The organism is Actinomadura rifamycini DSM 43936 (genome assembly GCF_000425065.1).
Taxonomy (GTDB): Bacteria; Actinomycetota; Actinomycetes; order Streptosporangiales; family Streptosporangiaceae; genus Spirillospora; species Spirillospora rifamycini.
This window is the reverse complement of the sequence record NZ_AULB01000028.1, coordinates 85,832-109,945: the sequence shown is the minus strand read 5'-3', so window position 1 is coordinate 109,945 and position 24,114 is coordinate 85,832. Positions and strand designations below refer to the sequence as shown.

18 protein-coding genes are annotated in these 24,114 nt (G+C 73.8%); 7 read left to right on the top strand and 11 right to left on the bottom strand.

Features of this window, described 5'->3' with window-relative positions:
* Positions 1-361: 361 nt before the first annotated feature.
* Both H505_RS51970 and H505_RS51965 read right to left on the bottom strand, forming a co-directional pair.
* Complete coding sequence (locus H505_RS51970; protein WP_245592629.1) at positions 362-1,015, bottom strand: response regulator; 654 nt, start codon at positions 1,013-1,015, stop codon at positions 362-364.
* Positions 976-2,340 carry a sensor histidine kinase gene (locus H505_RS51965; protein ID WP_034519783.1) on the bottom strand — a complete coding sequence of 455 codons (1,365 nt, stop codon included), beginning with the start codon at positions 2,338-2,340 and terminating at the stop codon, positions 976-978. The genes H505_RS51970 and H505_RS51965 overlap by 40 nt, the downstream gene beginning before the upstream one ends.
* Before the next feature lie 131 nt (positions 2,341-2,471).
* Here H505_RS51965 and H505_RS0125665 point away from each other — a divergent pair, with 131 nt between their 5' ends.
* Together H505_RS0125665 and H505_RS0125660 are read left to right on the top strand one after the other, a co-directional pair.
* Positions 2,472-3,227 (top strand): ABC transporter ATP-binding protein, encoded by a 756-nt coding sequence (locus tag H505_RS0125665; protein ID WP_034519822.1) that lies wholly within the window; start codon positions 2,472-2,474, stop codon positions 3,225-3,227.
* Positions 3,221-5,164 carry an FtsX-like permease family protein gene (locus H505_RS0125660; protein WP_026404275.1) on the top strand — a complete coding sequence of 648 codons (1,944 nt, stop codon included), beginning with the start codon at positions 3,221-3,223 and terminating at the stop codon, positions 5,162-5,164. The genes H505_RS0125665 and H505_RS0125660 overlap by 7 nt, the downstream gene beginning before the upstream one ends.
* 122 nt (positions 5,165-5,286) lie before the next feature.
* Here the strand turns inward: H505_RS0125660 and H505_RS0125655 are convergent, their stop codons facing one another.
* Positions 5,287-6,780 carry a hypothetical protein gene (locus tag H505_RS0125655; protein WP_026404274.1) on the bottom strand — a complete coding sequence of 498 codons (1,494 nt, stop codon included), beginning with the start codon at positions 6,778-6,780 and terminating at the stop codon, positions 5,287-5,289.
* A 209-nt stretch (positions 6,781-6,989) separates the two neighbouring features.
* Here H505_RS0125655 and H505_RS0125650 point away from each other — a divergent pair, with 209 nt between their 5' ends.
* The 3 genes from H505_RS0125650 (at position 6,990) to H505_RS0125640 (ending at position 8,620) form a co-directional block, all read left to right on the top strand.
* Positions 6,990-7,760 (top strand): MBL fold metallo-hydrolase, encoded by a 771-nt coding sequence (locus H505_RS0125650; protein WP_026404273.1) that lies wholly within the window; start codon positions 6,990-6,992, stop codon positions 7,758-7,760.
* A gap of 71 nt (positions 7,761-7,831) precedes the next feature.
* Positions 7,832-8,245: a VOC family protein gene (locus H505_RS0125645; protein WP_026404272.1), complete on the top strand. Its 414-nt coding sequence runs from the start codon at positions 7,832-7,834 to the stop codon at positions 8,243-8,245.
* A 63-nt stretch (positions 8,246-8,308) separates the two neighbouring features.
* A complete protein-coding gene (locus tag H505_RS0125640) occupies positions 8,309-8,620 on the top strand; it encodes a hypothetical protein (protein WP_157433124.1) in 312 nt (103 codons plus the stop codon).
* Between the two features lie 376 nt (positions 8,621-8,996).
* Here the strand turns inward: H505_RS0125640 and H505_RS0125635 are convergent, their stop codons facing one another.
* The 3 genes from H505_RS0125635 to H505_RS0125625 all read right to left on the bottom strand — a co-directional run bounded on the left by H505_RS0125635 (position 8,997) and on the right by H505_RS0125625 (position 13,057).
* Positions 8,997-9,824 carry an ABC transporter permease gene (locus H505_RS0125635; protein ID WP_026404270.1) on the bottom strand — a complete coding sequence of 276 codons (828 nt, stop codon included), beginning with the start codon at positions 9,822-9,824 and terminating at the stop codon, positions 8,997-8,999.
* 33 nt (positions 9,825-9,857) lie between these two features.
* A complete protein-coding gene (locus tag H505_RS44310) occupies positions 9,858-12,332 on the bottom strand; it encodes an alpha/beta fold hydrolase (protein ID WP_051301155.1) in 2,475 nt (824 codons plus the stop codon).
* A 116-nt stretch (positions 12,333-12,448) separates the two neighbouring features.
* Positions 12,449-13,057 (bottom strand): TetR/AcrR family transcriptional regulator, encoded by a 609-nt coding sequence (locus H505_RS0125625; protein ID WP_034519780.1) that lies wholly within the window; start codon positions 13,055-13,057, stop codon positions 12,449-12,451.
* An 87-nt stretch (positions 13,058-13,144) separates the two neighbouring features.
* Between H505_RS0125625 and H505_RS52635 the strand changes: the two genes are divergently transcribed.
* Positions 13,145-15,754, top strand: coding sequence for an MFS transporter (locus tag H505_RS52635; RefSeq protein ID WP_211238558.1), 2,610 nt, complete (start codon positions 13,145-13,147; stop codon positions 15,752-15,754).
* A gap of 46 nt (positions 15,755-15,800) precedes the next feature.
* Positions 15,801-16,628 (top strand): YceI family protein, encoded by an 828-nt coding sequence (locus H505_RS0125615; protein WP_026404267.1) that lies wholly within the window; start codon positions 15,801-15,803, stop codon positions 16,626-16,628.
* Here the strand turns inward: H505_RS0125615 and H505_RS44305 are convergent.
* The 5 genes from H505_RS44305 to H505_RS0125590 all read right to left on the bottom strand — a co-directional run bounded on the left by H505_RS44305 (position 16,625) and on the right by H505_RS0125590 (position 23,939).
* Positions 16,625-17,782: a SecDF P1 head subdomain-containing protein gene (locus tag H505_RS44305; protein ID WP_157433123.1), complete on the bottom strand. Its 1,158-nt coding sequence runs from the start codon at positions 17,780-17,782 to the stop codon at positions 16,625-16,627. The genes H505_RS0125615 and H505_RS44305 overlap by 4 nt on opposite strands.
* 188 nt (positions 17,783-17,970) lie before the next feature.
* Positions 17,971-19,032, bottom strand: coding sequence for a 2-oxoacid:ferredoxin oxidoreductase subunit beta (locus tag H505_RS0125605; protein WP_026404266.1), 1,062 nt, complete (start codon positions 19,030-19,032; stop codon positions 17,971-17,973).
* Entirely contained in the window at positions 19,025-20,866 is a 1,842-nt protein-coding gene (locus tag H505_RS0125600; RefSeq protein WP_026404265.1) for a 2-oxoacid:acceptor oxidoreductase subunit alpha, read from the bottom strand. Before H505_RS0125600 ends, H505_RS0125605 begins: the two co-directional genes overlap by 8 nt.
* Positions 20,867-21,236: 370 nt before the next feature.
* The gene (locus tag H505_RS0125595) at positions 21,237-22,727 is read right to left on the bottom strand and encodes a hypothetical protein (protein ID WP_026404264.1); all 1,491 of its coding nucleotides are present in this window, start codon (positions 22,725-22,727) and stop codon (positions 21,237-21,239) included.
* Positions 22,728-22,865: 138 nt separating this feature from the next.
* A complete protein-coding gene (locus H505_RS0125590; protein ID WP_233618011.1) occupies positions 22,866-23,939 on the bottom strand; it encodes a hypothetical protein in 1,074 nt (357 codons plus the stop codon).
* Positions 23,940-24,114: the final 175 nt, after the last annotated feature.

Genomic DNA, 24,114 nt, shown 5'->3' with positions numbered 1-24,114 from the left:
ACGTCAACGCCATCATCCGACCCCCGCCTCGCATTTGGCAAGTGTGCACCGACACACGATGAAGCCCCCACCGCTATACAAACCACCCACTCGGCGCCTCCGACCTGCACCCCGACGACGGGATCCGAACGGCCGACGCCCCGAACGCGGTCAGCACTCGCCCCCGCCCGGGAAATGCCTTCCACGCCAAGACCCACCCGCATCACACGGGGCGGCAAGCAGGCATCTGAACGCCCCGCCCCCCGGGGCCCGGCGTGCGGCGACCGCAAAGTCGCACGAGCATGGGCGGCGCTCGTCGCCGGGGGCGGGACGGGTGCGCCGCGGAAGGCGGGCGCGACCGTGTCGCTGGCGCTGGGGCTGGTCAGGCGGCGGTTGCGCGGAGGTGGGCGAGGACGGCGAGGACGCGGCGGTTCGTGTCCTCGGTGAGGGGCAGGTCGAGCTTGCCGAGGATGCTGCCGACGTGCTTGCCGATGGTCACCTCCGCCACGACGAGGCGGCGGGCGATCGCCGCGTTCGAGTGCCCCTCGGCCATGAGCGCGAGGACCTCCCGTTCGCGTGCCGACAACCGGGCGAGGGGGTCCTCGCTGCGGCGCAGCAGTTGCCGGACGACCGACGGGTCGACGACCGTGCCGCCGTCCACGACACGCCGCAGCGCGGCCGCGAAGTCCTGGACGTCCACCACGCGGTCCTTCAGCAGGTAGCCGGTCCGGGCGCCGTCGTGCGAGTCGAGCAGCTCACCGGCGTAGCTCACCTCCACGTACTGGCTGAGCGCGACGACGGCGAGCCGGGGCCGGGACGCGCGCAGCTTCACGGCGGCGCGCAGGCCCTCGTCGCTGAAGCCCGGCGGCATGCGGATGTCGGTGACGACCAGGTCGGGTTCGTGCGCGGCCACCGCGTCGAGCAGGGCGTCGGCGTCGCCGACCGCGGCCACGACCTCGAAGCCGAACTTGGCCAGTAGCCCCGCGAGGCCCTCCCTCAGCAGGACGCCGTCCTCGGCGAGGACCACCCGGATAATCGGCTGCAAGGCATCTCCACGCGCAAGACGGTCGGCCCTCCGGCCGGACTGGACAGCAGCATTCTCCCGTCGACGACCGCCACCCGGTCGGCCAGACCGGTGAGGCCGGTCCCGAGGGCGGGGTCGGCGCCGCCGCACCCGTCGTCCTCGACCTCCAGGACGAGCATGCCGTCCCGCGACCGGACGCTCACCGAGGCGCGCGTCGCGCGGCTGTGCTTGGCCACGTTGGCCAGCGCCTCGGCGGCCACGAAGTAGGCGGTGCCCTCCTCGTGCGGCGCGAGCCGTCCGGGCAGGTCGGCCCGGACCGTCACCGGCACCGCGGAGCGGTCGGCGAGCTCCCGCAGGGCCGCGGGAAGGCCGCGGTCCGTCAGGACCCGGGGGTGGATGCCGCGGATGAGCTCCCGGAGCTCGTCCATCAGCAGCTTGGCCTGCTCGTGCGCCTCCGCGACGCTCCGCCCGGCGTCGGAGTCGGGCGCGAGGTCGACGCGGGCCAGGCCGAGTTGGAGCGTCAGGCCGAGGAGCCGTTGCTGCGCGCCGTCGTGCAGGTCGCGTTCGATGCGGCGGCGCTCGGACTCGAACGCGTCCACCAGACGGGCGCGCGACCGCGCCACCTCCACGAGCTCGGCCCGCAGCCGCTCGTCGCGGTCGCGCCCGAGCAGCGCGCGCGCCACCGCGCCGTGCGCGCCCGCGAGCATGGCCGCCAGGTACGGGAGGGCCGCGAGGAGGACGGCGCCGAGCAGCGCGTACGGAATCGCGTCGGCGGGCGTGGCGACCTCGGCCACGCCCAGCGCGACCGGCTGCCCGGCCCCGCGGGCCAGCAGCGGGCTGAGCACCAGGCCCGCGACGACCAGGGCGAACACCAGGAACGCCCCGTACAGGACGGGCACCACGGTCACCAGCAGGACCGCGTAGCCCATCTCCCGCCAGACCGCCGCGTCGCCGTACCGGACGGGCGACGGCCACGGCCAGGCGTCCGCGCCCGGCGCGCCCGGCGCACGCGCCGCGCGCGCCGGGACGACGGGACGGGAGTCGACCAGTCGGAGACGGCGGCGCTCCACCTCGGCGAGCGGCAGCGCCACCAGCGGGCCGATCCCCGCGACGAGCAGGATGCCGAACGCGCCCAGCAGCAGCCGGGCGCCCGCGCCGTGCCGCGACGAGAGCGCCTCCGCCAACGGCAGCGCGAACAGCCCGAAGGGCACGGCCGCCGCGAGCACGGGGACCGGCGTCGTGAGCAGGTACCCCGCGCAGCGCCACGGCCATCGCGTGACCAGGAACCGGCGTCTCGTCGCCGACTCCAGCGCGGTACGGGGCTCGGCGGCGGTCATGGCACCCAAGCTAGCCAGCCGCCGCCCGACCTGGAGGTATGGCTATCCATACCTTCAAGTTGGTGGCTGGACATGATCCGGCGTCCGCGCCCCCGGTGGTTCCTTGGATTGCGGAAGCGAGGGGGATGACGATGTCGATCACACCGATGGCCGGGGTCCCGGCGTCCGAACTGCGCGCGGTGGTCCGCGACCACGGAGGCGGCAGCGCGCGAATCCGCGTTCTCGACGGGGTCAGCATGGCGTTCCCCGTCGGCTCCTGGACGGCCGTCATGGGGCCGTCCGGTTCCGGGAAGTCGACGCTGCTGCACTGCGCCGCCGGGCTCGACCGGGTGGACGGCGGGCACGTGTACCTCGCCGGGCAGGACATCACCTGGGCGCCCGACCACGTGCTCACCAACCTGCGCCGCCGCACCATGGGGTTCATCTTCCAGCACTTCAACCTGATCGGGTCGCTGACCGCGGAGCAGAACGTGGCGCTCCCGCTGAAACTCGCGGGCCTCGGGGCCTCCCGGGCGGACGTCCGCGCGGTGCTCGCCTCGGTCGGCCTCGGCGACCGGCTGAGACACCGACCCCGCGAACTGTCCGGCGGCCAGCAGCAGCGGGTGGCGATCGCCCGCGCCATGGTCACCCGGCCCGCCGTCCTGTTCGCCGACGAACCCACCGGCGCGCTCGACTCCGCGTCCGCCCGCACGGTCCTCGCCCTGCTCCGCCGGATGGTCGACCAGGAGGGGCAGTCGATCGCGATGGTCACGCACGACCCGGCGGCCGCCGCGCACGCCGACGCGGTCGTGTTCCTGTCCGACGGGCGGCTCGTCGACCGGCTCGACCGCCCGACCGCCCGCGACGTCGCCGAACGGCTGGCCCTGCTGGAGGCGGCACCATGCTGAGCGTCTCCCTGCACACCTTCCGCGAGCACCGCCGGCTGTTCGCCGGGGCGGTCACCGCCGTCGCGCTCGGGGTGGCGCTCGTCCAGGCGTCCCTCCTCGTGATGATCTCCGTCGACCGCGCGCCGCTCCCGCCCGGCCTCACCGGCCGCGCCCGGGAGGAGCTCCGCGAGGACTACGCCGGAGCCGCCACAGTCCTCGGCATGACCGTCATGCTGGCGACCTTCCTGACGGTCTTCATCGTCAGCTCCACCTTCGCCTTCACCGTGGCGCAGCGCCGGCGCGAACTCGCCCTGCTGCGCCTCCTCGGCGGAGGCCGCGCCGGGCTGGTCGCGCTGCTGCTCGGCGAGGCGCTGCTGCTCGGCGCGGTCGGCACCGCCCTCGGAATCCTCGCCGGCATCCCGGCGATGTGGCTGCAGGCCCTGCTGATGATCCGCCTCGGCTTCCTGCCGGACGGGTTCGCGCCCGGCTGGGACGCCGGCGTCCTCGTCGTGTCGCCCTGCATCGGCATCGGGGTGTCGCTCGCCGGGGTGCTCGCCGCCGCCCGCCGCGCCGCCAAGGTCCGTCCGCTCGACGCCATGCGCGACGTCGGCGCCGCCGCCCGGGTGATGACCCCGGCGCGCTGGCTCTCCGGCGTCTCGTGCCTCGCCTTCACCGTCTGGATGGTGACCCTCGCCCAGTCCGCCGACCTGCTCGGCGCCCTCATCCTCGGCATCGGCATCTGCGTCATGGGCTCGGTGGCGCTCAGCGCGCTCAGCCCCCTCGTGGTGCCGCTCGCCGGCCGCGTCCTCGGCCTCGTCCTGCGCCGCACCGTCCTCGGTGAACTCGCCCAGGCCGAACTCCGCGACGGCGTGCGCCGCAGCGCCTCCACCGCCGCCCCGCTCATCGTGCTCGTCGCCCTCCTCGTCGGACTCACCGGCACCATGGGCTCGCTCGCGCTCATGGCGGGCGAGGAGCAGCGCCGCCTGGTCAACGGCGACCTGGTGGTCACCTCCACGGGAGCCGCCGCCGAACGCATCGCGTCCGTGCCCGGCGTCGCCGTCGCTTCCACCGAACTGTCCGTCGACATCAGCGTCCGGGTCCGCCACAACCTGGAGGGCCGACCGTCCCGCCGCACCCACTACGCCGGGGTCATCGCCGTTGACGCCGCCTCCTACCGCCGCACCCACCACCTGCGGCCCCACGCGGGCTCGCTGCGCCGCCTCCACGGCCGCGCCATCGCCATCGGCCCCGGCCTCGCCGCCGAAGGAATCCGCGTCGGCTCCACCGCCACGGCCGCGATCGACGGCCGCAAGATCCCCGTGAAGGTCGTCGCCGCGCTGGCCCCCACCCTGGAGAACTACTCCGAACGCTTCCTGATCCCCAGAGACCTCATCCCTCCGGAGGCCCGCGCCGCCGCCCCGGCCCGGACGGTCGTCCGGACGGCGCCCGGCATCGCCCCGGCCGCGGTCGCGGGGGCCATCCGCAAGGCGGGCATCGGCAAGGTCGAGACCGTCGCCCAGTGGGCCGACGGCAGAGCCGCGGCCCAGCAGCGCATGAACATCGGCATCCTCGCCGTCCTCATGGGCATGGCGGGCGGCTACGCCGCCGTCGCGGTCGTCAACGCCGTCGTCATCGCCGGAAGCGAGCGCCGCGCCGGGTTCGCCGCGGCCCGCGTCACCGGACTGACCCGCGCCCAGGTCGTCCGCGCCGCCCTGATCGAGTCCTGGGCCGTCACCGCGATCGGTCTCGCCCTCGGCTGCGTGGTGGCGGCGGGAGCACTGTCCGGGATGCTCGCCGCGTCCCTGCGCGCGGTCGACCGCCCCTTGGTCGCCGTCCCCTGGACCCTCCTCGCCGTCATCACTTTCGCGTCCTTCGCCGTCACGAGCCTCGCCTCCGTCTGCGCCACCCGCTCCGCCACCGAACCCCGCCCGATCACCCAACTGGGAGCCCACGAATGAACGCCGAACCGTCAGGCGGACGCCTGCCCCCGCCGGAGCGCACGGGCAGCGCGCTGCGGGCTCGAGCTTCGGTAACCCGCAGCGTCGCGTCAGCGATCCCGTCCGCCCCTACCGGCGCCGGATCATTCGGCGAGCCGACGACGCACCAGCCGTGCCTCGTGGGGGGCCTCCTCGGGCCACGCGGCGGCCACGTTCCGCAGCAGCTCGCGATGCTCCCCGATCAGGTCCTCGTCGGAAAGCCGCTCCGCTCCCGCGACCTGGACCGGCACGGCCTCGCAGCCGACCGCCCGCAGCAGCGCCTCGACCGTCCGGAACCCGGACGCGTCGAACAGCGCCTCGACCGCCTCGACCCGGTCGTCCATCGGCACCGCGGGGTCGAGGAAGGTCCGCTCGACCGCGGCGATGAGCCGCTCGTCCGGCTCGTCCCACTCCCCGAGGCAGGCGGCCACCGCCCGGAACACGCCCGCCCGGACCAGCGGCGGGACGTCCCGCCGTGCGAGCAGGTCGGCCAGCAGCCCCGCGTCCTCGGGATCGGCGATGCGGCCGAGCGCGTCCAGCGCGCTCGCCTGGCAGGCCCCCTTCTCGGTGCCCGGAACCGACGAGGGCGGCTGCGACAGCACATGCCGCGCGAGGGCCCGCACGTCCGCGTGGTAGGGCTCGGTGCTCAGACCGAACCGGGTGAGACCCTCGTCGTGGGAGAAATGGTCGAGCGCGATGCCCACCGCCGCCACCCGCCCGCTGTGCAGCAGAGCCCGGAACGCGGCCCGGTGGGCCCGCTCGCTCTTCGGGCTGCGGATCTCGTCGAGCGCCCGCGCCAACCTCGGGCTCCCCGGGTCCGCCCCGTCCCAGTACGTGCTGTGGGGCCCGGGATCCAGCGCGTACCGAAGGAAACGGGCATCGTCGTCCTCGGCGACGATGCGCTCGATCAGTTCCCGGTGAGCGTAGAACCGCCGCCCGGTCGCCAGCCCGGTCGCCGCGCCCCGCCTCAACCACGGGTCTTCCTCCTCGGTCACGGCACGCACCAGCAGCGGCGTCACCTCGTCCCCGGGCGCCTCGCCCAGCGCCCGGACCGCCTCCCGCCGGTCCCGGACGTCGAGCGAAGAGTCGAACGCCGTCTCGGCGATCAGCGCGGTCAACTCCGGCTCGTCCGAGATCGACAGCACCTCCCCGGCCACCATCAGCGCGTTGGAGAGCAGCGACCCGTCGGGACGGCGGCGCAGGACGGCCAGCACGGCCGCCCCGTCCTCCGGCCGCACATCGTTCTTGAGGGCGAGCAAGGCACTGGCGTGGTCGGCTCCCGCGAAGGCGATGTCGTCCCCCGGCCGGGGCGGCCCCGCGAGCATCTCCCGGGCGACCTCCATGACCTCGTCATGGAAGCACTCGAACGGGCTCTCCTCACCGAACCGGCCGGTGGCATCGGCGCGGTCGTAGAAGTCGAGCGCGACCCCGCGAGCCACCACATCGCCGCTCCGCAGCAGGACCAGGAACGCCCGCCGGAAGTCGTCCGCGCTCTCCGCCGTTCCGAAGGCGTCGAACGCGTCCCGCGAAGCGGCGTCGTCGAAAGCGCAGTCCCAGTACCAGGAGCCGAACTCCTGGAGGAAGGTCTTCATGAACACCGCGCAGATTAGATCAGCGGGCCCCGCACCCGGCCACCCATTTCCCGCCCGGGCGAAGCCTCGTCGAACATCCCCTGCCGGCACGGCGGACCCCGTCTCCGCCCTGTCGGCCCCCCGCAACGACCCCGTCAGCATCGATGCGGCCGTGTTCGGCGTCCTCCCCGAGGGGGTGATCAAAACCTGGAGACCACGCGTTCTAGGCTTCGCTGATGACCAGCGAAGCTCTCCGTCTGACGGTTCTGGGGTCGGCGACGCCGTATCCCAGTGCGGACAACCCTTGCTCCGGCTACCTGGTGTCCGGTGGGGGCGCGCGGGTGTGGGTGGATGCGGGCAGCGGGACGCTGGGCGCGCTGCAGCGGTACGTCCGGCTGGACGAGCTCGACGCGATCTGGATCTCGCACCTGCACGCCGATCACAGCGCGGACCTCCTCACCGCCTATTACGGCCTGCTCTACGCCGACATCCGACTCGCCGCCCCGATCCCCCTGTACGGGCCGCCGGGCATCGCCGACCGGCTGGCGCACTTCCTCACCAACACCGCGACCCGCAGCCCGGTCGAGTCGGCCTTCGCCGTCGAGGAGCTCCACGACGGGCACGAGGCGCGGGTCGGCGCGCTCACGCTGACCAGCCGCGCGGTGGCGCACGGCATGCCGGCCTTCGCCCTGCGCGCCGAGGCCGCGGGCCGGTCCCTGGTGTACTCCGGGGACACCGCTCCCTGCACCGGCCTGACGCGCCTGGCCGAGGGATGCGATGTGCTGCTGTGCGAGGCCGACAGCGCCGAGCCGCCCAGCGCGGGCGAACAGGTCCACCACACGCCGGAGGACGCCGGAGACACCGCGCGTGCCGCTCAGGCCCGACGGCTGGTCATCACGCACGTCGGCCGTTCCCTCACCCCGCGGGAGGCGACGGCCCGCGCCTCGACCCGCTTCGACGGCCCCATCGACCACGCCGCACCCGGCGCCGTCTTCCCGGTCGGCTGAGCCGCCGCATCACGACACCTGCTCGAACTCGGCCACGGCCTCCGGCTCGGCGGGCGCCTACGCTCCTGGAGATGCGACTCGACCTGATCACGATCGTTGTAGACGACTACGACCCGGCCATCGCGTTCTTCACGGACGTCCTCGGGTTCGACCTGGTCGAGGATTCGCCGTCGCGGACCAACGACGGACGTCCGAAACGGTGGGTGGTCGTGCGCCCGCCGGGCGCCCAGACCGGCATCCTGCTCGCCCGCGCGGACGGCGGCCGCCAGGCCGCCGCGGTCGGGAACCAGACCGCCGGACGCGTCGGGTTCTTCCTCCGCGTGGACGACTTCGACGCCGCCTTCCGGCGCATGACCGCCGCAGGAGTCGAGTTCCTCACCGCCCCGCGCAGCGAACCCTACGGGCGGGTCGCGGTGTTCCTCGACATCGCCGGCAACCGGTGGGACCTGCTCGGCCCGGCTCGAAACGCTGCGGCTGAGGGGTAGGGGGCGGCAAGGAGTTCGCGGCTGCGCGTTGTGGGTGGGGTGGGGGATGGGGAGAATCGCCGCATGGGTCTGGGTTTGGCGCCGCACACGATCGTCCTCATGGTCGTCACCGCGCTCGCCGTGGTCGGCGGGCTGGTCTACGCGATGCGGCAGGAGGAGGCCGACCGGCGGGCGTGGCGGCGGGTGTCCGACGAGGTGGGGGAGATGGGGCTGCCGGAGATCCGGCGGCTGGTGCGGCAGGGGCTCGTGGCGCCGAGCCCGCAGTTCTGGCAGGTGCTCGAGGACGGGCTCGTCCGGCTCCGTCCGAGCGACCGGGACGAGGAAGTCCAGCGGCAGCGGTTGCTGCAGGAGGTGCGACTTCGGCTCATGCCCTGAAAGATCGGGCTGTTTGCCGAAGAAAAGAAAGGACCTCCCGGAAGGGAGGTCCTTTGTGATTTCGGAAGTTCATCAGTACGGCAGGAGGCGGCCGGACGGCGTCCTGAGGTCGGGCTGGCTCGGTTGACGTGGAGGCTTGGGGCGTTTGATGAGCTGCTGCCGTGCCATGGTGATCATCTCCCCCCGTAGGGCGGGCTTTAACCCGCCCATCGAGCCGGCGCCGCATTCACCTCGTACGACGCGGGCCGCGCGCGCGAGGTTCGGTGAGTGTATGCGACCACCTCTGCCCGTTCGACCGATTTTCCGGACGCCTTCATTGCGGAGAGTGATCGCGAAATGGCGCAGTGTGAATCGGGTGTGGCCGGACTCGGCCAGTTCAGGAGACGATGTCGCGGTTGCGGAAGCGGCGGAATGCGAGGGCGAACAGGACGGCGGCGTACGACACCGAGAGCGCGGTGCCCTTCGCCATGCCCGTCCATTCGATGTCGGGCTGGAGCGCGTCCATCCACGCGTACATCCAGTGGGTCGGCAGGAAGTCGCGGAGGGAGCCCAGGGCGGTGACGGCGTCCAGGATGTTGCTGACGATGACGAGCCCGACGGCGCCGCCGACCGCGCCGAGCGGGGAGTCGGTGGTCACCGACAGCAGGAACGCCAGGGCCGCCACGACGAGCTGGGCGACCAGGGAGTACGCGACGATGACCGCCATGCGCTGGAGCGCGGTGCCGACCGGGACGCTGCCGCCCGTGGGGAGTTCGACGTCGCCCCAGCCGAACGCGACGGTGCCCGCGACCAGCGACATCAGCGGCAGCGACAGGACGGCGACGACCGCGTACCCGAGCGCGACGATCAGCTTCTGCCGCAGGAGCCGGGCGCGCGGGACGGGCGCGGCGAGCAGGTAGCGCAGCGACGACCAGCCGGCCTCGCTCGCCACGGTGTCGCCGCAGAACAGCGCGACCGCGACGACGAGCAGGAACCCCGTCGAGACGAACAGGGCGAACAGGGCGAAGTTCAGCGCGCTCGCGGTCGCGACGTCCACCAGGCTCGGGACGCCGTCCGGACCGGGATCGCCGCCGATCTTGAACGCGGCCACCAGCACCCAGGGCAGGACGAGCAGGACCGCGAACGCGAACATCGTGCGGCGGCGGCGGAACTGCCGGACGGTCTCGACGCCGAGCGGCAGCGTCCGGTGCACCTGGTACGTCACGTGCTCTCCCCGATCAGCTCGATCCCTCCCCGATCAGCTCGATCCCTCCCCGATCAGCTCGAGGAAGGCGTCCTCGAGGCGGCGGCCCGACCCGGTGATCTCGGCGACGGGGCCCGCGGTGACGCGCCGCCCGCCCGCCATGACGACGGCGTGCGTGCACGTCTGCTCGACCTCGGCGAGCAGGTGGCTGGAGACGATCACCGTGCGGCCGGCTTCGGCGTAGCGGACGAGCACGTCGCGCATCTCGCGGATCTGCGGCGGGTCGAGACCGTTGGTGGGTTCGTCGAGGACGAGCAGGTCGGGGAGGCCGAGCATGGCCTGGGCGATCGCGAGCCGCTGCCGCATGCCCTGCGAGTACGTGCGGACGGCGCGGTCGAGGGCCGGGCCGAGCGCGGCGATCTCGAGCGCCTCGTCCATGTGCGCCTCGGCGCGGGGACGTCCGGTGGCGCGCCAGTACAGGTCGAGGTTGTCGCGGCCGGACAGGTGCGGCAGGAAGCCGGGGCCCTCGACGAACGAGCCGAGCCTGGCGAGGACGGGCGCGCCGGGGGTGACGCGCTGCCCGAAGATGCGGATCTCGCCCGCGTCCGGGTGGATCAGGCCCATCAGCATGCGGAGGGTCGTGGTCTTCCCGGCGCCGTTCGGCCCGAGCAGGCCGAGGACCTGGCCCTTCTCGACGCGGAAGGAGAGGTCGGAGACGGCGAGATGCCCGTTCTTGTACTTCTTCGTCAGCCCGGTGATCTCCAGCGGGACGTCGCCGTCGCCGGTGTCGGCGGGCGTGCGGCGCCGGACGAGGAGGCCCGCGGCGACGGCCAGGGCGGCGAGGGGCAGCGCCCAGACCCAGACGGGCGGCGGGCTGGACGCGGTGGACAGCGCCGGGACGGCCGGGACGGTGAGCGGCGACGCCGCCCGCACCGTGAAGGACGCCGCCTCGGGCGGGGTCGCGAACCCCATGTCCGTGGTCGAGACGACGAGCCGCAGCCGGTGGCCGCGGTCGAACCGGTGGTCCATCGCGGGGAGCGCGACGGTGACGTCCTCGCCGTCCGGGGCGCGGAACGGCGCGGCGAGGCGGCGGGCGGGGGCGGCGCGGCCGTCCGGGGCGACGTCGTAGAGCTTGGCGAACAGCGGGACGTCGTCGCCGCCGCTCACCCGGAGCCGGACGGACGCGGCGCCGGTGAGGTGGACGGGACGGTCCAGCGGTGCGGTGTCGAACGTCGCGGACTGGCCGGGCGGGTCGGTGAGCCCGCCGCCGCCGAGGGCGCCGAGGTCGAGCCCGCCGCCGAGCGAGCCGATGCCGGGCAGGGCGGAGATGCCCGCGGGGACGCCGCCCGCGGGGCGGTGGACGGTCTGCTCGCGGCCTTCGAGGGGGAGGGCGCGGGGCGCGCCCGACAGGCCCGGGTACTCGGGCGCGGCGGCCTCCTCGACCACGACCTCGCCGGTGGAGGAGTCGAGGCCGCCGGAGCGCGTGACCGTGAAGCTGGGGAGGCCGGGGGTGTCGGCGCCCTTGAGGCGGGCGTCGAAGAAGTCGCGGACGAGGCCCCGGACGCGTTCGGTCTCCTCGGGGCCGCCGTCGTGGCCGCCGCGGTACCAGACGACGGAGACGGGCGCGCCGTTGCGGGCGATGGCGCGGGCGTTGGCGTCGGCGTGCGCCAGCGGGAACAGCGAGTCGGACTGCCCCTGGACGAGCAGGGCGGGGACGTCGATGCGGTCGACGACGGCGGACGGGCTGGACCGCCGCAGGGTCGCGAGGGCCTCGTCGGTGGGCCGTCCGGTCTCGGCGACCTCCTCGAACATCGCGCACAGGGACGGGAGGAACCGGCCGCAGGCCGTCCCGTCCGCGCCGTTGGCGAAGAACAACCCGGCCCACAGCTTCTTGTAGACGCCGTTCGCGGGGCCCGCGCCGGACGCGTCGGGGAACAGCGCGTCGTCGAGGCCGTGCCAGGTGATCTGCGGGGCGATGGCGTCGACGCGGTCGTCGTAAGCGGCGGCGAGCAGGGAGATCGCGCCGCCGTAGGACGGTCCGGCGACGCCGAGGCGCGGGTCGCCGGGGCCGTCGAGCCGGACTTCGGGGCGGGCGGCGAGCCAGTCGACGAGCTGCCGCGCGTCCTTGACCTCGTAGTCGGGCGAGTTGAGGGCGATCTCCCCGGTGGACGCGCCGAACCCGCGCGCGGACCAGGTGAGGACGGCGTACCCGTCCTCCGCGAGGGCGCGGGCTTCGCCCGCCATGTCCTGCTTGGTGCCGCCGAAGCCGTGCGCCAGCATGATCGCGGGGACGCGGCCGGTGCGCGCGGGCGCGAAGAACGAGACGTCGAGGGTGACGCGCTGGTCGTCGCGGGGGCCGTCCAGGACGGCGACGCGCCGTTCGAGGACGCGCACGTCCGGCGCGGTGTCGGCGGTGACGCCCCAGAGCGCGCCCGTGCCGGCGAGCGCGACCGCGGCTCCGGCCGCCGTCCAGCGCGCGGCCCGTCCGGTCCCGTTCCAGCGCTCGCGGAGCCGTCCCCCCAGCTTCATGTCGGCAACCCTACGGGCGCGGGGCCGCCGGGCGCTCCGCCCGGCGGCCGATCCGTGCTGCGCCCGCCGCGGTACGCGGCCGTCCGCCCGTCCGACTCGGGGACGATCCCGGCCGGTCAGGGGGCGAGGGCGGCGGTGAACATGGCGGTGAGGCGGTCGGTGAGCTCGTCGGGGTCGGCCTCGCGGAGGTCGTTGAGGCCGAAGAGGCGCCGGACGGGCCCGCCGCCCATCAGGATCGTGGACGCGAGCAGCGCGCGCGCACGCGGGTTGGGGCCGTCCAACTGCTCGACCATCGGCTCGACGATGGCCTCCTCGAGGTAGCGCAGGAGGCTCTGCTTGACCTCGGGGTGCCCGGCGGAGCGGTCGAGCAGCCGGGACACCGACGTGATCGAGCGGTGCTCGACCTGGTGGGAGAAGTACTCGGCGAGCCGCCGGGGGAGGCCCTCGGGCCCGCCCGCGATGACGCCGCGCAGCACCGACTCCCCGGACAGCACTTCGGCGAACAGGTCGGCCTTCGAGCCGAAGTAGCGGTGGACGAGCGCGGTGTTCGCGTCCGCCTCGGCGGCGATCATGCGGATGGTGACGCCGCCGTAGCCGTGCTGGCCGAACAGGTCGCGGGCCGCGGCCAGGATGCGCCGCCGGGTGGCTTCCCGGTCGCGCTTGCGGACGGCCGGACGTGCGTCGCCGCCGACCCCGGCGGGGCCGTCGACCTGTATCGCCTCCATCACATCAGTATCCCTCGAGTTGCAAGTAAACAGGCGTCTACATAGGATACATGCTAAGCACAGATAATTGGGTTCCATGGGGGCAGAGTGGTTCGAGGGAGCGCGGCTACGGCCGAGCCTGAGCAAGAGATCCCGCAGTACACGCACCGTCAGGTCCTGAAGATTTTGTCCGGCCTGATGATGGCGATGCTGACCGCGATGATCTCCACATCGGTCATCAGCACCGCGCTGCCGACGATCGTCGGAGACCTCGGCGGCCAGGACAAGCTCGCCTGGGTGGCCAGCGCCGCGCTGCTGACGATGACCGCCTCGACGCCGCTGTGGGGCAAGCTGTCGGACGTCTTCGGCCGCAAGCTCGTCTTCCAGACGGCGCTGCTCATCTTCGTCCTCGCCTCGGTGGGCGCCGGGATGTCGCAGAACATCGGCCAGCTCATCGTCACCCGCGGCCTCCAGGGCCTCGGCGTCGGCGGCCTGTCCGCGCTGGCGCAGGTCATCCTCGGGGACGTCGTCGAGCCGCGGCAGCGCGGCCGCTACGCCGGATACATGGGGGCGGTGTTCGGCGTCGCGACGGTCGCCGGGCCGCTGCTCGGCGGGTTCATCGTCGACGCGGGCGCCCTCGGCTGGCGCTGGTGCTTCTACGTGTGCGTCCCGCTCGCGGTCGTCGCGTTCATCGTCATCCAGAAGGTCCTCAAGCTGCCGAAGACGCGCAGCGACACGAGCATCGACGTCTTCGGCGGCATCACCATCACCGGCGCCGCCGCCGCGCTGATGTTCCTGCTGTCCATGGGCGGCGACCAGTTCGCGTGGAACTCCACCTGGACGTACGTGCTGATCGGCGTCACGCTCGTCCTGACCGCCCTCGCGGTCGTCGCCGAGCGCCACGCCCGCGACCCGATCCTGCCGCCCCGGCTCTTCCGGGACCGGACGTTCGTGCTGGCGAGCATCGGCCTGCTGTGCATGGCCGTCGCCATGTTCGGCGCGATGATCTACATGCCGCAGTACCTGCAGATCGTCAAGGGGATGAGCCCCACGGCGTCCGGCCTGATGACGCTGCCGCTGGTCGTCGGCATGCTGGTCACCTCGACCGTCTCCGGCCAGCTCGTCACCCGCACCGGCCGCTACAAGATCTACCCGGTGGCCGGGATGGTGTTCGTCGCGGGCGCCCTCTACCTGCTGTCGCGCCTGCACGTCGACTCGTCCAGGACCGAGATCGGCATCGGCCTCGCGCTGCTCGGCGTCGGGCTCGGGCTGACCCTGCAGATCCTGATCCTCGCCGCGCAGAACTCCGCCGCCCGCACCGACCTGGCGTCCACCACGTCCGGCCTGTCGTTCTTCCGCAACCTGGGCGGCGCGATGGGCGTCGCCGCGTTCGGGTCGATCCTCACCAACCGGCTCGCCGACGAGATGGCCGAGGGCGCCCGCGCCGCGGGCATCGCGCTGCCCGCGGGCGGCGACGGCGGGCTCGGCTCGCCCGACCAGATCGCGGCGCTGCCCGAGCCGATCAAGCACATCGTGCTGACCGCGTTCAACAACGCCATCGAGACCGTCTTCCTCATCGGCGTCCCGGTCGCCGTCCTCGGGTTCCTCGTCGTCCTCGGGCTCAAGGAGCTGCCGCTGCGCGGCGGCCCCGCCGCGCCGGCGCAGCCCGCCGCCGGGGGCCCGCAGGGCGGCGCGGCCGCCGCGGACGCCGTCCGTCCGGTGGCCGCGGCGGGACGGCACGAGCGGCCCGCGCCCGTCCCGGCGGACGACCAGGAGCTCGTGGGCGCGGGCGCCGTCCCGTACGGGCACGCGGCGTCGGTCAACGAGATGTCGCACAACGGCTTCGGCACCCCCGGGGGCGACCCCGCGCCGCGCTCCGCGGGCGACTCCGCGAGCGACTCCGCGGGCCCCGGCGCGGCCGAACCGGCCCCGCGGGCGGTGCCGCGGGGCGAACCCGGCGGCGTCCCGGTCCGGGGCGTGGTCCGGACGTCCGACGGCGCGCCCGTCCCGTCCGCCGCGCTCACCCTGATCGGCGTGGACGGCCACCAGCTCGCGCGCGCGCTGACCCTCGCCGACGGACGGTACGCGCTCCCCACGCCCGGACCCGGCACGTACGTGCTGATCGCGGCGACCGGGGAGCACGAGCCGCAGGCCGCGACGCTCGTCGTCGGCGACCGGCCGGTCGAGTTCGACCTCCTCCTGGCGGGCAACGGGGGCCTCGCCGGGACGGTCCGCGGCGCCGACGGGCTCGCCGTGCCGAACGCGATGGTCGTCGTCACCGACGTCCGCGGCGAGGTCGTCGGCACCGGGCGGACCGGCCCCGACGGGCGGTACGCGTTCGCCGACATCGTCTCCGGGACCTACACGCTCGCCGTGAGCGCCGCCGCGCACCGCCCGGTCGCGCTGCCCGTCGAGGTCGGCGGCAGCGGGCAGACCACCCAGGACGTCGAGATGCCGCCCGGGGCCCGGGTGCGGGGGACCGTCCGGAACGAGGCGGGCGAGCCCGTCGCGGACGCCCGTGTCACGATGGTCGACGCGGCCGGCAACGTCGTCGCGATGATGATCACCGGGCCGGACGGGGAGTACGCGTTCGCCGACCTGACCGGCGGGCAGTACACCGTCATCGCGTCCGGCTACCCGCCGGTGGCCACCGCGCTGTCCCTGGCGGGCGGCGGCGGGGGCGAGCACGATCTCACGCTCGGCCACCCGGACGAGTGACCGACACGCCCGGACGAACCGGGACCAACGAGCACGAGGCTGGTCAATGGACGTGAGTCGAGGTCTGCGCGGCACCGTGCGGACGAAGGACGGCTGGGCGGTGCGGCACGCGATCGTCACCGTGACCGACCTGGCCGGGAACCAGGTGGCGCGGGAGCAGACCGGGGAGGACGGCGTGCTCGCCGCCGGCCCGCTGCCCGCCGGCACCTACACGGTGATCGTGACGGCGATGGGCTTCCAGCCCGCCGCCGCCACCCTCATCGTGACCCGGTCGGGCACCGCCGACATCGGCCGGATCGCGCTCGCCCGCGCCGGCGGCACCGAGCTGCCGCCGCCCGGCCCGTGGACGATCGACCCCGCGCACTCGAGCGTCGGCGCCGTCGCGCAGCACCTCGGGCTGTCGAGCGTCCGCGGCCGGTTCGGCGTCTTCGAGGGCCGCGTCGACGTCGCCGAACCCGTCGAGGCGTCCCGCGTGACCGCCCGCATCGACGCGTCGTCCATCGACACCGGCAACAAGCTCCGCGACGACCACCTGCGCTCCGCCGACTTCCTCCACGTCGACGAGCACCCGGTCATCGACTACGCCGGCGAGCGCGTCACCGCCGCGGGCGCCGACCGCTGGACCGTCCACGGGCACCTCACCCTCAACGGGCGCACCCGGCCGGTCGACCTCGACCTCGCCTACCTCGGGACGGGCGCCGACCCGTGGGGCGGCGTCCGCGCCGCGTTCCGCGCGACCGCCGAACTCCGCCGCCGCGACTTCGGCATCCGCTACAACGAGCTGCTGGAGGCCGGCATCGCGATGGTCGGCGAGAGCCTCCGCGTCGAGCTGGAGATCCAGGCCGTCCAGGGCACCGAACTCCCGCAGACCTAGCGGCCCCGCAGGTCCCGCACGAGCCGCACCGCCGACGCGCGGTCCTGCGCGCCCGTCACGATGATGTTGCCGTCGGTGATCTCCATGTCGACCCGCGGCAGGGTGACGATCTCGTCGCGGACCACGAACGCCAGGTCGCGCCCCACCGTCGAGCGCGTGAGGTCGGCGAACGCGTTCCGGTCGGCGGGCCGCAGCGTCAGCGCCACGTCGTACCCGCCCTGCCGCACCCGCGAGCGCTGCACGTGCAGCTCGGCCACCTCGTGGATCGCGAGCCCCTGCTCCAGCCGGTAGCAGGTGGCCCCGCTCGCCGACTGCCCGGTGATGCCGCGCGTCCCGGCCGCGCACTGCCCCGGCGTCGCCTGCGTGACCGGGTAGATGTGCAGCGGATCGGCCAGCGGCACCGGGCGCGTCCGCATCGACGCCGCGATCAGCCCGCCGGTCACGGCCACCGCCGCGATCAGCAGGCCCAGCGTCAGCACCATGACCAGCAGCGCCGACCGGTGCCGGTCGGCCGCCCGCACCTGCGGCGACTCCCGCCGCGCCGGACCGGGCCGCAGCGCCGCCCGGCTCCGCTTCGCGTCCGCCGCCGCCCGCCGCCGCTCCGCCGCGCGCGCCCGCCGCCGCCCGTCCGCGGCCCCCTTCCGGCCCGCCGGGCGCGGCGGCACCGGATGCCGCCACGGCTCCTCCGGCCCCGGCCGCCCCCAGCTCTCCTGCCCGAGCGCCTCCACCGGATCGGTCCACGCGTCCTCGCGCCACCCGCGCCCGCCGCCCACCGCCCCGTCCCCGTGCCGGGACTCTTCTGCGCGCGCGCCAAGCGGTGGGGTGTTGCCGGGGGGCGGGGGCGGGGTGGGGGCGTTGCTTGCGGGGGCGGGACGTTCGGGGGTGGAGGGGGTGTCCTCAGCGCTGGTGTCGGCGGGGGGCGGCACCGGCTGGGTGTTCCCGTCGTGGGGGGCGGGGGACGGGACGTCGCCGGGGCGCGGTGTCTCGGGGTCCTCGTCGAGGGTGTTGCCGAGGACGCGGACGTTGCGCGGCTTGGGGGTGTCCGGTTCGGCGGGGGAAGGGTCGGTGAGGGGCTGGGTGTCCTGATTGTCCGGGGTCGGGGCGTCGTCCTTCTGGCGTCGACGGTCCTTGTTACGGCGCGGCACGACCCGCATCGTCACCTCCCCGGGGACATGATCTCTCCAGTGTTCCAGGATGAGACGCCGTCCCGCACCGTGTCGCGTCCGAACCCGGCCGCTGTTCGCTGATCGCTCACCACGTGGAACGGTGCCCGTTTCGCGACGGTTCCATACGCGAAAAACCCGGCCCCGCAAGGCGTGGGGCCGGGTTCTCCGGGTGTGCGTCAGTCGATGCGCCAGGTGTCGCCGCTGCCGAGGAGGGCGGCGAGGTCACCGGCGCCCTGGGCCTCGACGGCCCCGTCGACCTGCTCGCGCATCAGCTCGTCGTAGGACGGGCGGTCGACGTCGCGGAAGATGCCGATCGGGGTGTGCTCGAACGCGGGCGAGTCGAGGCGGGACAGGGCGAACGCGTGGGACGGGTCCTGGCTGTGGGCGTCGTGGACCACGATCTCGGACGGGGCGACGTCGGCGACGTTCACGACCTCGAAGGAGCCGGTCGGGGTGCGCCGGAGGCCCTTCGAGCGGTCGGCGCCGAAGACGATCGGCTCGCCGTGCTCCAGGCGGACGGTGACGTCGTCGCGGACGTCGGCGTCCTTCAGCGGCTCGAAGGCGCCGTCGTTGAAGATGTTGCAGTTCTGGTAGATCTCCACGAGCGCGGTGCCGCGGTGCTGGGCGGCGGCGCGCAGCACCGACTGCAGGTGCTTGCGGTCGGAGTCGATGGTGCGGGCGACGAACGTGCCCTCGGCGCCGACGGCGAGCGAGATCGGGTTGAACGGCGCGTCCAGGGACCCCATCGGCGTCGACTTGGTGACCTTGCCGAGTTCGGACGTCGGGGAGTACTGGCCCTTGGTCAGCCCGTAGATCCGGTTGTTGAACAGCAGGATCTTCAGGTTGACGTTGCGGCGCAGCGCGTGGATCAGGTGGTTGCCGCCGATCGACAGCGCGTCGCCGTCGCCGGTCACGACCCAGACCGACAGGTCCGGACGCGAGGTGGCGAGGCCCGTCGCGATCGCGGGGGCGCGGCCGTGGATCGAGTGGAACCCGTAGGTGTTCATGTAGTACGGGAACCGGGACGAGCAGCCGATGCCCGACACGAACGTGATGTTCTCCTTGCGCAGCCCGAGTTCGGGCAGGAAGGACTGGACGGCCGCGAGGATCGCGTAGTCACCGCAGCCGGGGCACCACCGGACCTCCTGGTCGGTCTTGAAGTCCTTCAGCGTCTGCTTGCCGTCGGTCTTCGGGACCAGGGAGAGGGGGCTGCGGCCGTTGCCGTTGACTTCACTCACTGTCGATCACATCCTGGATGACGCCCTGCAGCTCTTCGGCCTTGAAGGGCAGGCCGCGGACCTGGTTGTAGCCGATGACGTCCACGAGGTACCGGCCGCGCAGCAGCAGCGCGAGCTGGCCCAGGTTGATCTCCGGCACGATGACCTTGTCGTAGGAGCGCAGGACCTCGGGCAGGTTCGCGGGGAACGGGTTGAGGTGCCGCAGGTGGGCCTGCGCGACGTGCTGCCCGGTGTCGCGGACGCGGCGGACGCCGGCGGAGATCGCGCCGAACGTGCCGCCCCAGCCGAGGACGAGCACGCGGGCCGCACCGGACGGGTCGTCCACCGTGAGCGGGGCGATGTCGTTCGCGATGCCGTCGACCTTGGCCTGGCGGAGCCGGACCATCTTGTCGTGGTTCGACGGGTCGTAGGAGATGTTCCCGGTCCCGTCGGCCTTCTCCAGCCCGCCGATCCGGTGCTCCAGCCCGGCGGTGCCGGGGATCGCCCACGGACGGGCGAGGGTCTCCGGGTCCCGCTTGAACGGCTGGAAGTCGGCGTCGGACGCCGCCGCGAAGTCCGGCTCGATCTTCGGCAGGCCCGCGACGTCCGGCAGCTTCCACGGCTCGGAGCCGTTCGCGAGGTAGCCGTCGGACAGCAGGATGACCGGCGTGCGGTACTTGACGGCGATACGCGCGGCCTCGATGGCGGCGTCGAAGCAGTCGGACGGCGACTGCGGCGCGATGACCGGGACGGGCGCCTCGCCGTTGCGGCCGTGCATGGCCTGGAGGAGGTCGGCCTGCTCGGTCTTGGTGGGCAGCCCGGTGGACGGTCCGGCGCGCTGGACGTCGATGACCAGCAGCGGCAGCTCGGTGGCGACGCCGAGGCCGATCGTCTCGCTCTTCAGCGCGATGCCCGGCCCGGACGTCGTGGTGACGCCGAGGGACCCGCCGAAGGACGCGCCGAGCGCGGCGCCGACGGCCGCGATCTCGTCCTCGGCCTGGAACGTTCTGACACCGAACCGCTTGTGCTTCGACAGTTCGTGCAGGATGTCGGACGCCGGGGTGATCGGGTACGAGCCGAGGTACACCGGCAGCCCGGACTGGACGCCCGCGGCGACGAGCCCGTACGCGAGCGCGACGTTGCCGGTGATGTTGCGGTACAGGCCGGACTCGTGCTCGGCCGGCTTGATCTCGTACTGGACCGAGAACGCCTCGGTGGTCTCGCCGTAGCTCCAGCCCGCCTGGAAGGCCGCGATGTTCGCCTTCATGATCTCGGGCTTCTTGGCGAACTTGCGCTCCAGGAACGCGAGCGTCCCCTCGGTCGGGCGGTGGTACAGCCACGACAGGAGCCCGAGCGCGAACATGTTCTTCGCGCGTTCGGCGTCCTTCTTGGAGATGTCGAAGTCGGCGAGGGCGGTCACCGTCATCGACGTGAGCGGCAGGGCGTGCACCCGGTACTCGGCGAGCGAGTCGTCCTCGACCGGGTTGGCCGCGTAGCCGACCTTGGCGAGGTTGCGCTTGGTGAACTCGTCGGTGTTGACCAGGACGTCCGCCCCGCGGGGGAGGTCCCCGAGGTTGGCCTTGAGGGCGGCCGGGTTCATGGCGACCAGGACGTCGGGCGCGTCGCCCGGCGTGAGGATGTCGTGGTCGGCGAAGTGCAACTGGAAGCTGGACACGCCGGGGAGGGTCCCGGCGGGGGCGCGGATCTCGGCCGGGAAGTTCGGCAACGTGGAAAGGTCGTTGCCGAACGCGGCCGTCTCCTGGGTGAAGCGGTCGCCGGTCAACTGCATGCCGTCACCGGAGTCCCCGGCGAAGCGGATGATGACGCGGTCGAGCTGCTGGACCTGTTTGGTCACAGAGGAAGACCTCCTCGACGCGCAGCACCCGACCTGGGGGAGGCACCCAGAATCGTGATGCTACTTAGGCTTGCCTTCATGGTATGTCCGGGAGGCGATGCTGGGATCGGGGGACTGCTGAGTCACCGGACACCGCGGGTACGAACTGGTCGAATCCCCCTGGTCACCGCTGACACAGGCAGCTGTGCTGGCGGCAGAGGTCGACGTGCAGCCGCCGGACGAGCCGTTTGCGGTTCGCCGAGGAGCCGTCATCTCCCATGGGCACGGAGTTCACGCCCCGAAGTGTAGACAGAGCGAAATCCGTTCGAACCCACCGGCCCCCACGCGACCCCGGCCGCGGCCGACTCCGGCCGCCCGAGGCGCCGGGCGCTCACGGTGTCCGCGACGTGACGGCCTGCGGGGCGTCCGGCGCCGGCGTGCCGGGCGAGGCGGACGATCCGGGCCGCGGCGCCGCGGCCTGCACCAGCTCCCGGCGCTCGGCGTCGATCTCGGCGAGCAGCTCCCGGACGTCGTCCGCGGCGAGCGCCTCGCCGATCACGCGGGCGCTCGCCTGGTACGGGTACGAGCCCGGGTTGTTCAGCGCGGCCTGCATCCACGTCCGCCACTGCTTGCCCGCGACCGTGCAGCTCAGCGTGACCGTCCGGGCATCCGTCACGGGCGCCGACCCGCGGCAGGTGCCGAGCGGCCGCCCTCGCGAGTCGAGCGACGCCCGCAGCGACGCGCGCGCGTCCCGCGAGACCGTCCCCTCCCAGGTCGACAGCGTCGCCGGGACCTGGACGGTGCAGCCGTTCACGTTCTGGTCGCAGTTCTTGAACGTCAGCTTGCCGGGCGTGAAGTGGAGCGTGGGGTCGGGTGCGCCGCCGAGCCGCTTCACGCGCGCGCGCAGCTCCTTGAACAGGGGCGCGGGGTCGGTGAGGGGCTGCGCCTTGAGCGCGAGCGAGGTCCGGCCGGACGTGCGCACGCCCAGCAGGCGGTGCGGTGCGGCGGCCGCGACGAGGTATTCGGCGTCCGCGGCCCGCACCACGTAGGCGGGGACGCCGCCGACCTCCTCCCGCTTCGGGTTCGCGGACGCCTCGGCGAGCATCCGCGCCACCGACTCCGGCGACAGCACCTTCGCGACGTCCACGCCGGGCAGCGTCAGCGGCGCCTTCGCCCAGGCGCCCGCGTAGTACTCGGGATGCTCGGTGCCCGCCGCGTACGCGCGCCAGAAGTCGAGCTCCGCCTTGATGTAGGTGACGCCGTCGACCGTGGCGAGCAGCGCGGTGCGGGCCCCGGCGGTGAGGGTCCCGCTGGCCGACCCCTCCGGGCTGATCTGCAGCCGCAGCTGCGCGGGGCCGCCCGCGACGGTGAGCGTGCCCGCGTAGCGGAGGCCGAGCCCGTCGGTGAGCCGCCGGCCCGCCGCGAGCGACCACGCGGGCGGCGGCGTCACGGACGGCTTCGCGATCGGGCCGGACGGTGCGTCGTCCGCGGCCGTCGCCATCGTGACGGCGCCCGCGGCCGTCGCCGCCATCGCGACCCCGGCCGCGAGCAGCAGCATCCGGTTCCGCTTCGCCATCCCGCGCTGCCGCCCCGGCACGGCCCCGGGCGCCACCGGCCCCCGGCCGTCCGGCGGCACCCGCCCGGGCCGGCCCGGCCCATCGGGCCGGCCGGCGTCGCCGAACCCGGCCGGGGCGGCGTTCGGCCATGCGGGGTCGTCCGCGAACGCGTCCGGGTGCCGCTCGTGCGCGGCCCGTCCGGCGACCGGCACGTCGCGCGGCACGCCGGCGCGGCGGCCGCGCCGCGGGGCGGCGGGCTCGTGCGGGCGCCCGGGAGGCGTGCGGGGCGCGGCGGGATCGGTGGGCTCGGAGGAAGGGACGTCCACGATGACAAGAATGCCCGACGACGCGGGTCCCCGGAGCGGGGACGGACGCGTCGCCGGGCATCCGGGCGCGGCCCGGTGCGGCGCGCGGGGCACCGCGGATGCGGTGCCCGGGCGCCCCTCACCGGCGGTGGCCTGCGCCTACTCGCTCTCGAGGCCGCTCTGCATCGCCTGGACCTCGCTCGCCGTGGCGCCGATCACCTTGTAGTCGGCGTGCTTGTAGAACGTGCCGCCGGTCTTCTCGGCCCAGCTCGTCCACGCGGAGCTCTTGACCCGGCAGCTCGCCCAGACCGGGCTCTCCGTCTTGATCGTGATCGTGGTGGTGCACTCGCCGAGGCTCTTGCCCGTCAGGCTCCCGGCCGTCAGCGAGAACTGGATCTCGATGCTGACGGGCGTCCCGGCCCCGTACGGCGGCCGGATCTGCGCCTGCACGGTGCAGCCCGAGTCGTCCTGGCAGTTGCCCTTCTTCCACTCGGCGATCGTCGGGCGCGCCGCCGCGTTGAACGAGTCCTTCAGCTCGCCCATGCTCGTGCGCATGTTGGAGACGATCGTCTCGCTCTGCGAGGAGCTCTTCGGGCTGACGTCCAGCGCCACGCGCGGGGACGTCGCCTCGTAGTGCAGCAGCTCGGGGTCGTCGGAGTCGCTGATGTAGAGCGTCGAGGAGAACGTGCTGAACTTGAGGGCCTTCGTGCCCTTCCAGCTCGTCTCGACCGGGTCGACCGTTCCGCTCGCGGCCGCGTCCAGCTTGGACGCCAGCGCCGTCGGCGACAGCTCCTCCTTGAACTTCAGGTCGAGCTCGTCGGCGTTCATCCGCCCCCACTGCTCGCCGTCCTTCAGGTAGTACGGCGTCTCGGAGCCGGAGATCTGCTGCTTCCAGAAGGCGGTGCCGGCCTTGGCGAACAGCATCCCGTCGGCCGCCAGCACGGTGACCTTGCTGTTGTTCCAGGTCACCTCGCCGTAGGCGCGGCCGCCCTTGGTGACCGACAGTTCACCGCGGACCGCGTTCGCGCCGCCGCCGAAGTCGCCCTCCAGCCCGACGGAGGTGTCGGCGCCGATGTCGTCCGCCGCGGCGCGCAGCTTCTCCTCGGGGGTCATGCCGCCGCTCGTGGCGATCACGACCGCGACCACGGCGACGATGAGCACCACCACCAGGCCGCCGCCGACCAGCAGAGCGATCAGCGGGCCGTTGCCGCGCTTCGGCGACGGCGGGGGCATCCCCGGCCCCATCGGCGCACCCGGCGGCGGGGGGAAGAAGGGGGGAGGGGTGCCCGGTCCGCCCGCCCCGCCGGGGACACCGGGACCCGGCCCGCCCGGGACGCCGGGACCGCCCGGACCCGCGGGCGGCGGCGGAGGCGGCCAGGACGAACCGCCCGGGGTTTCCCAGCCGCCC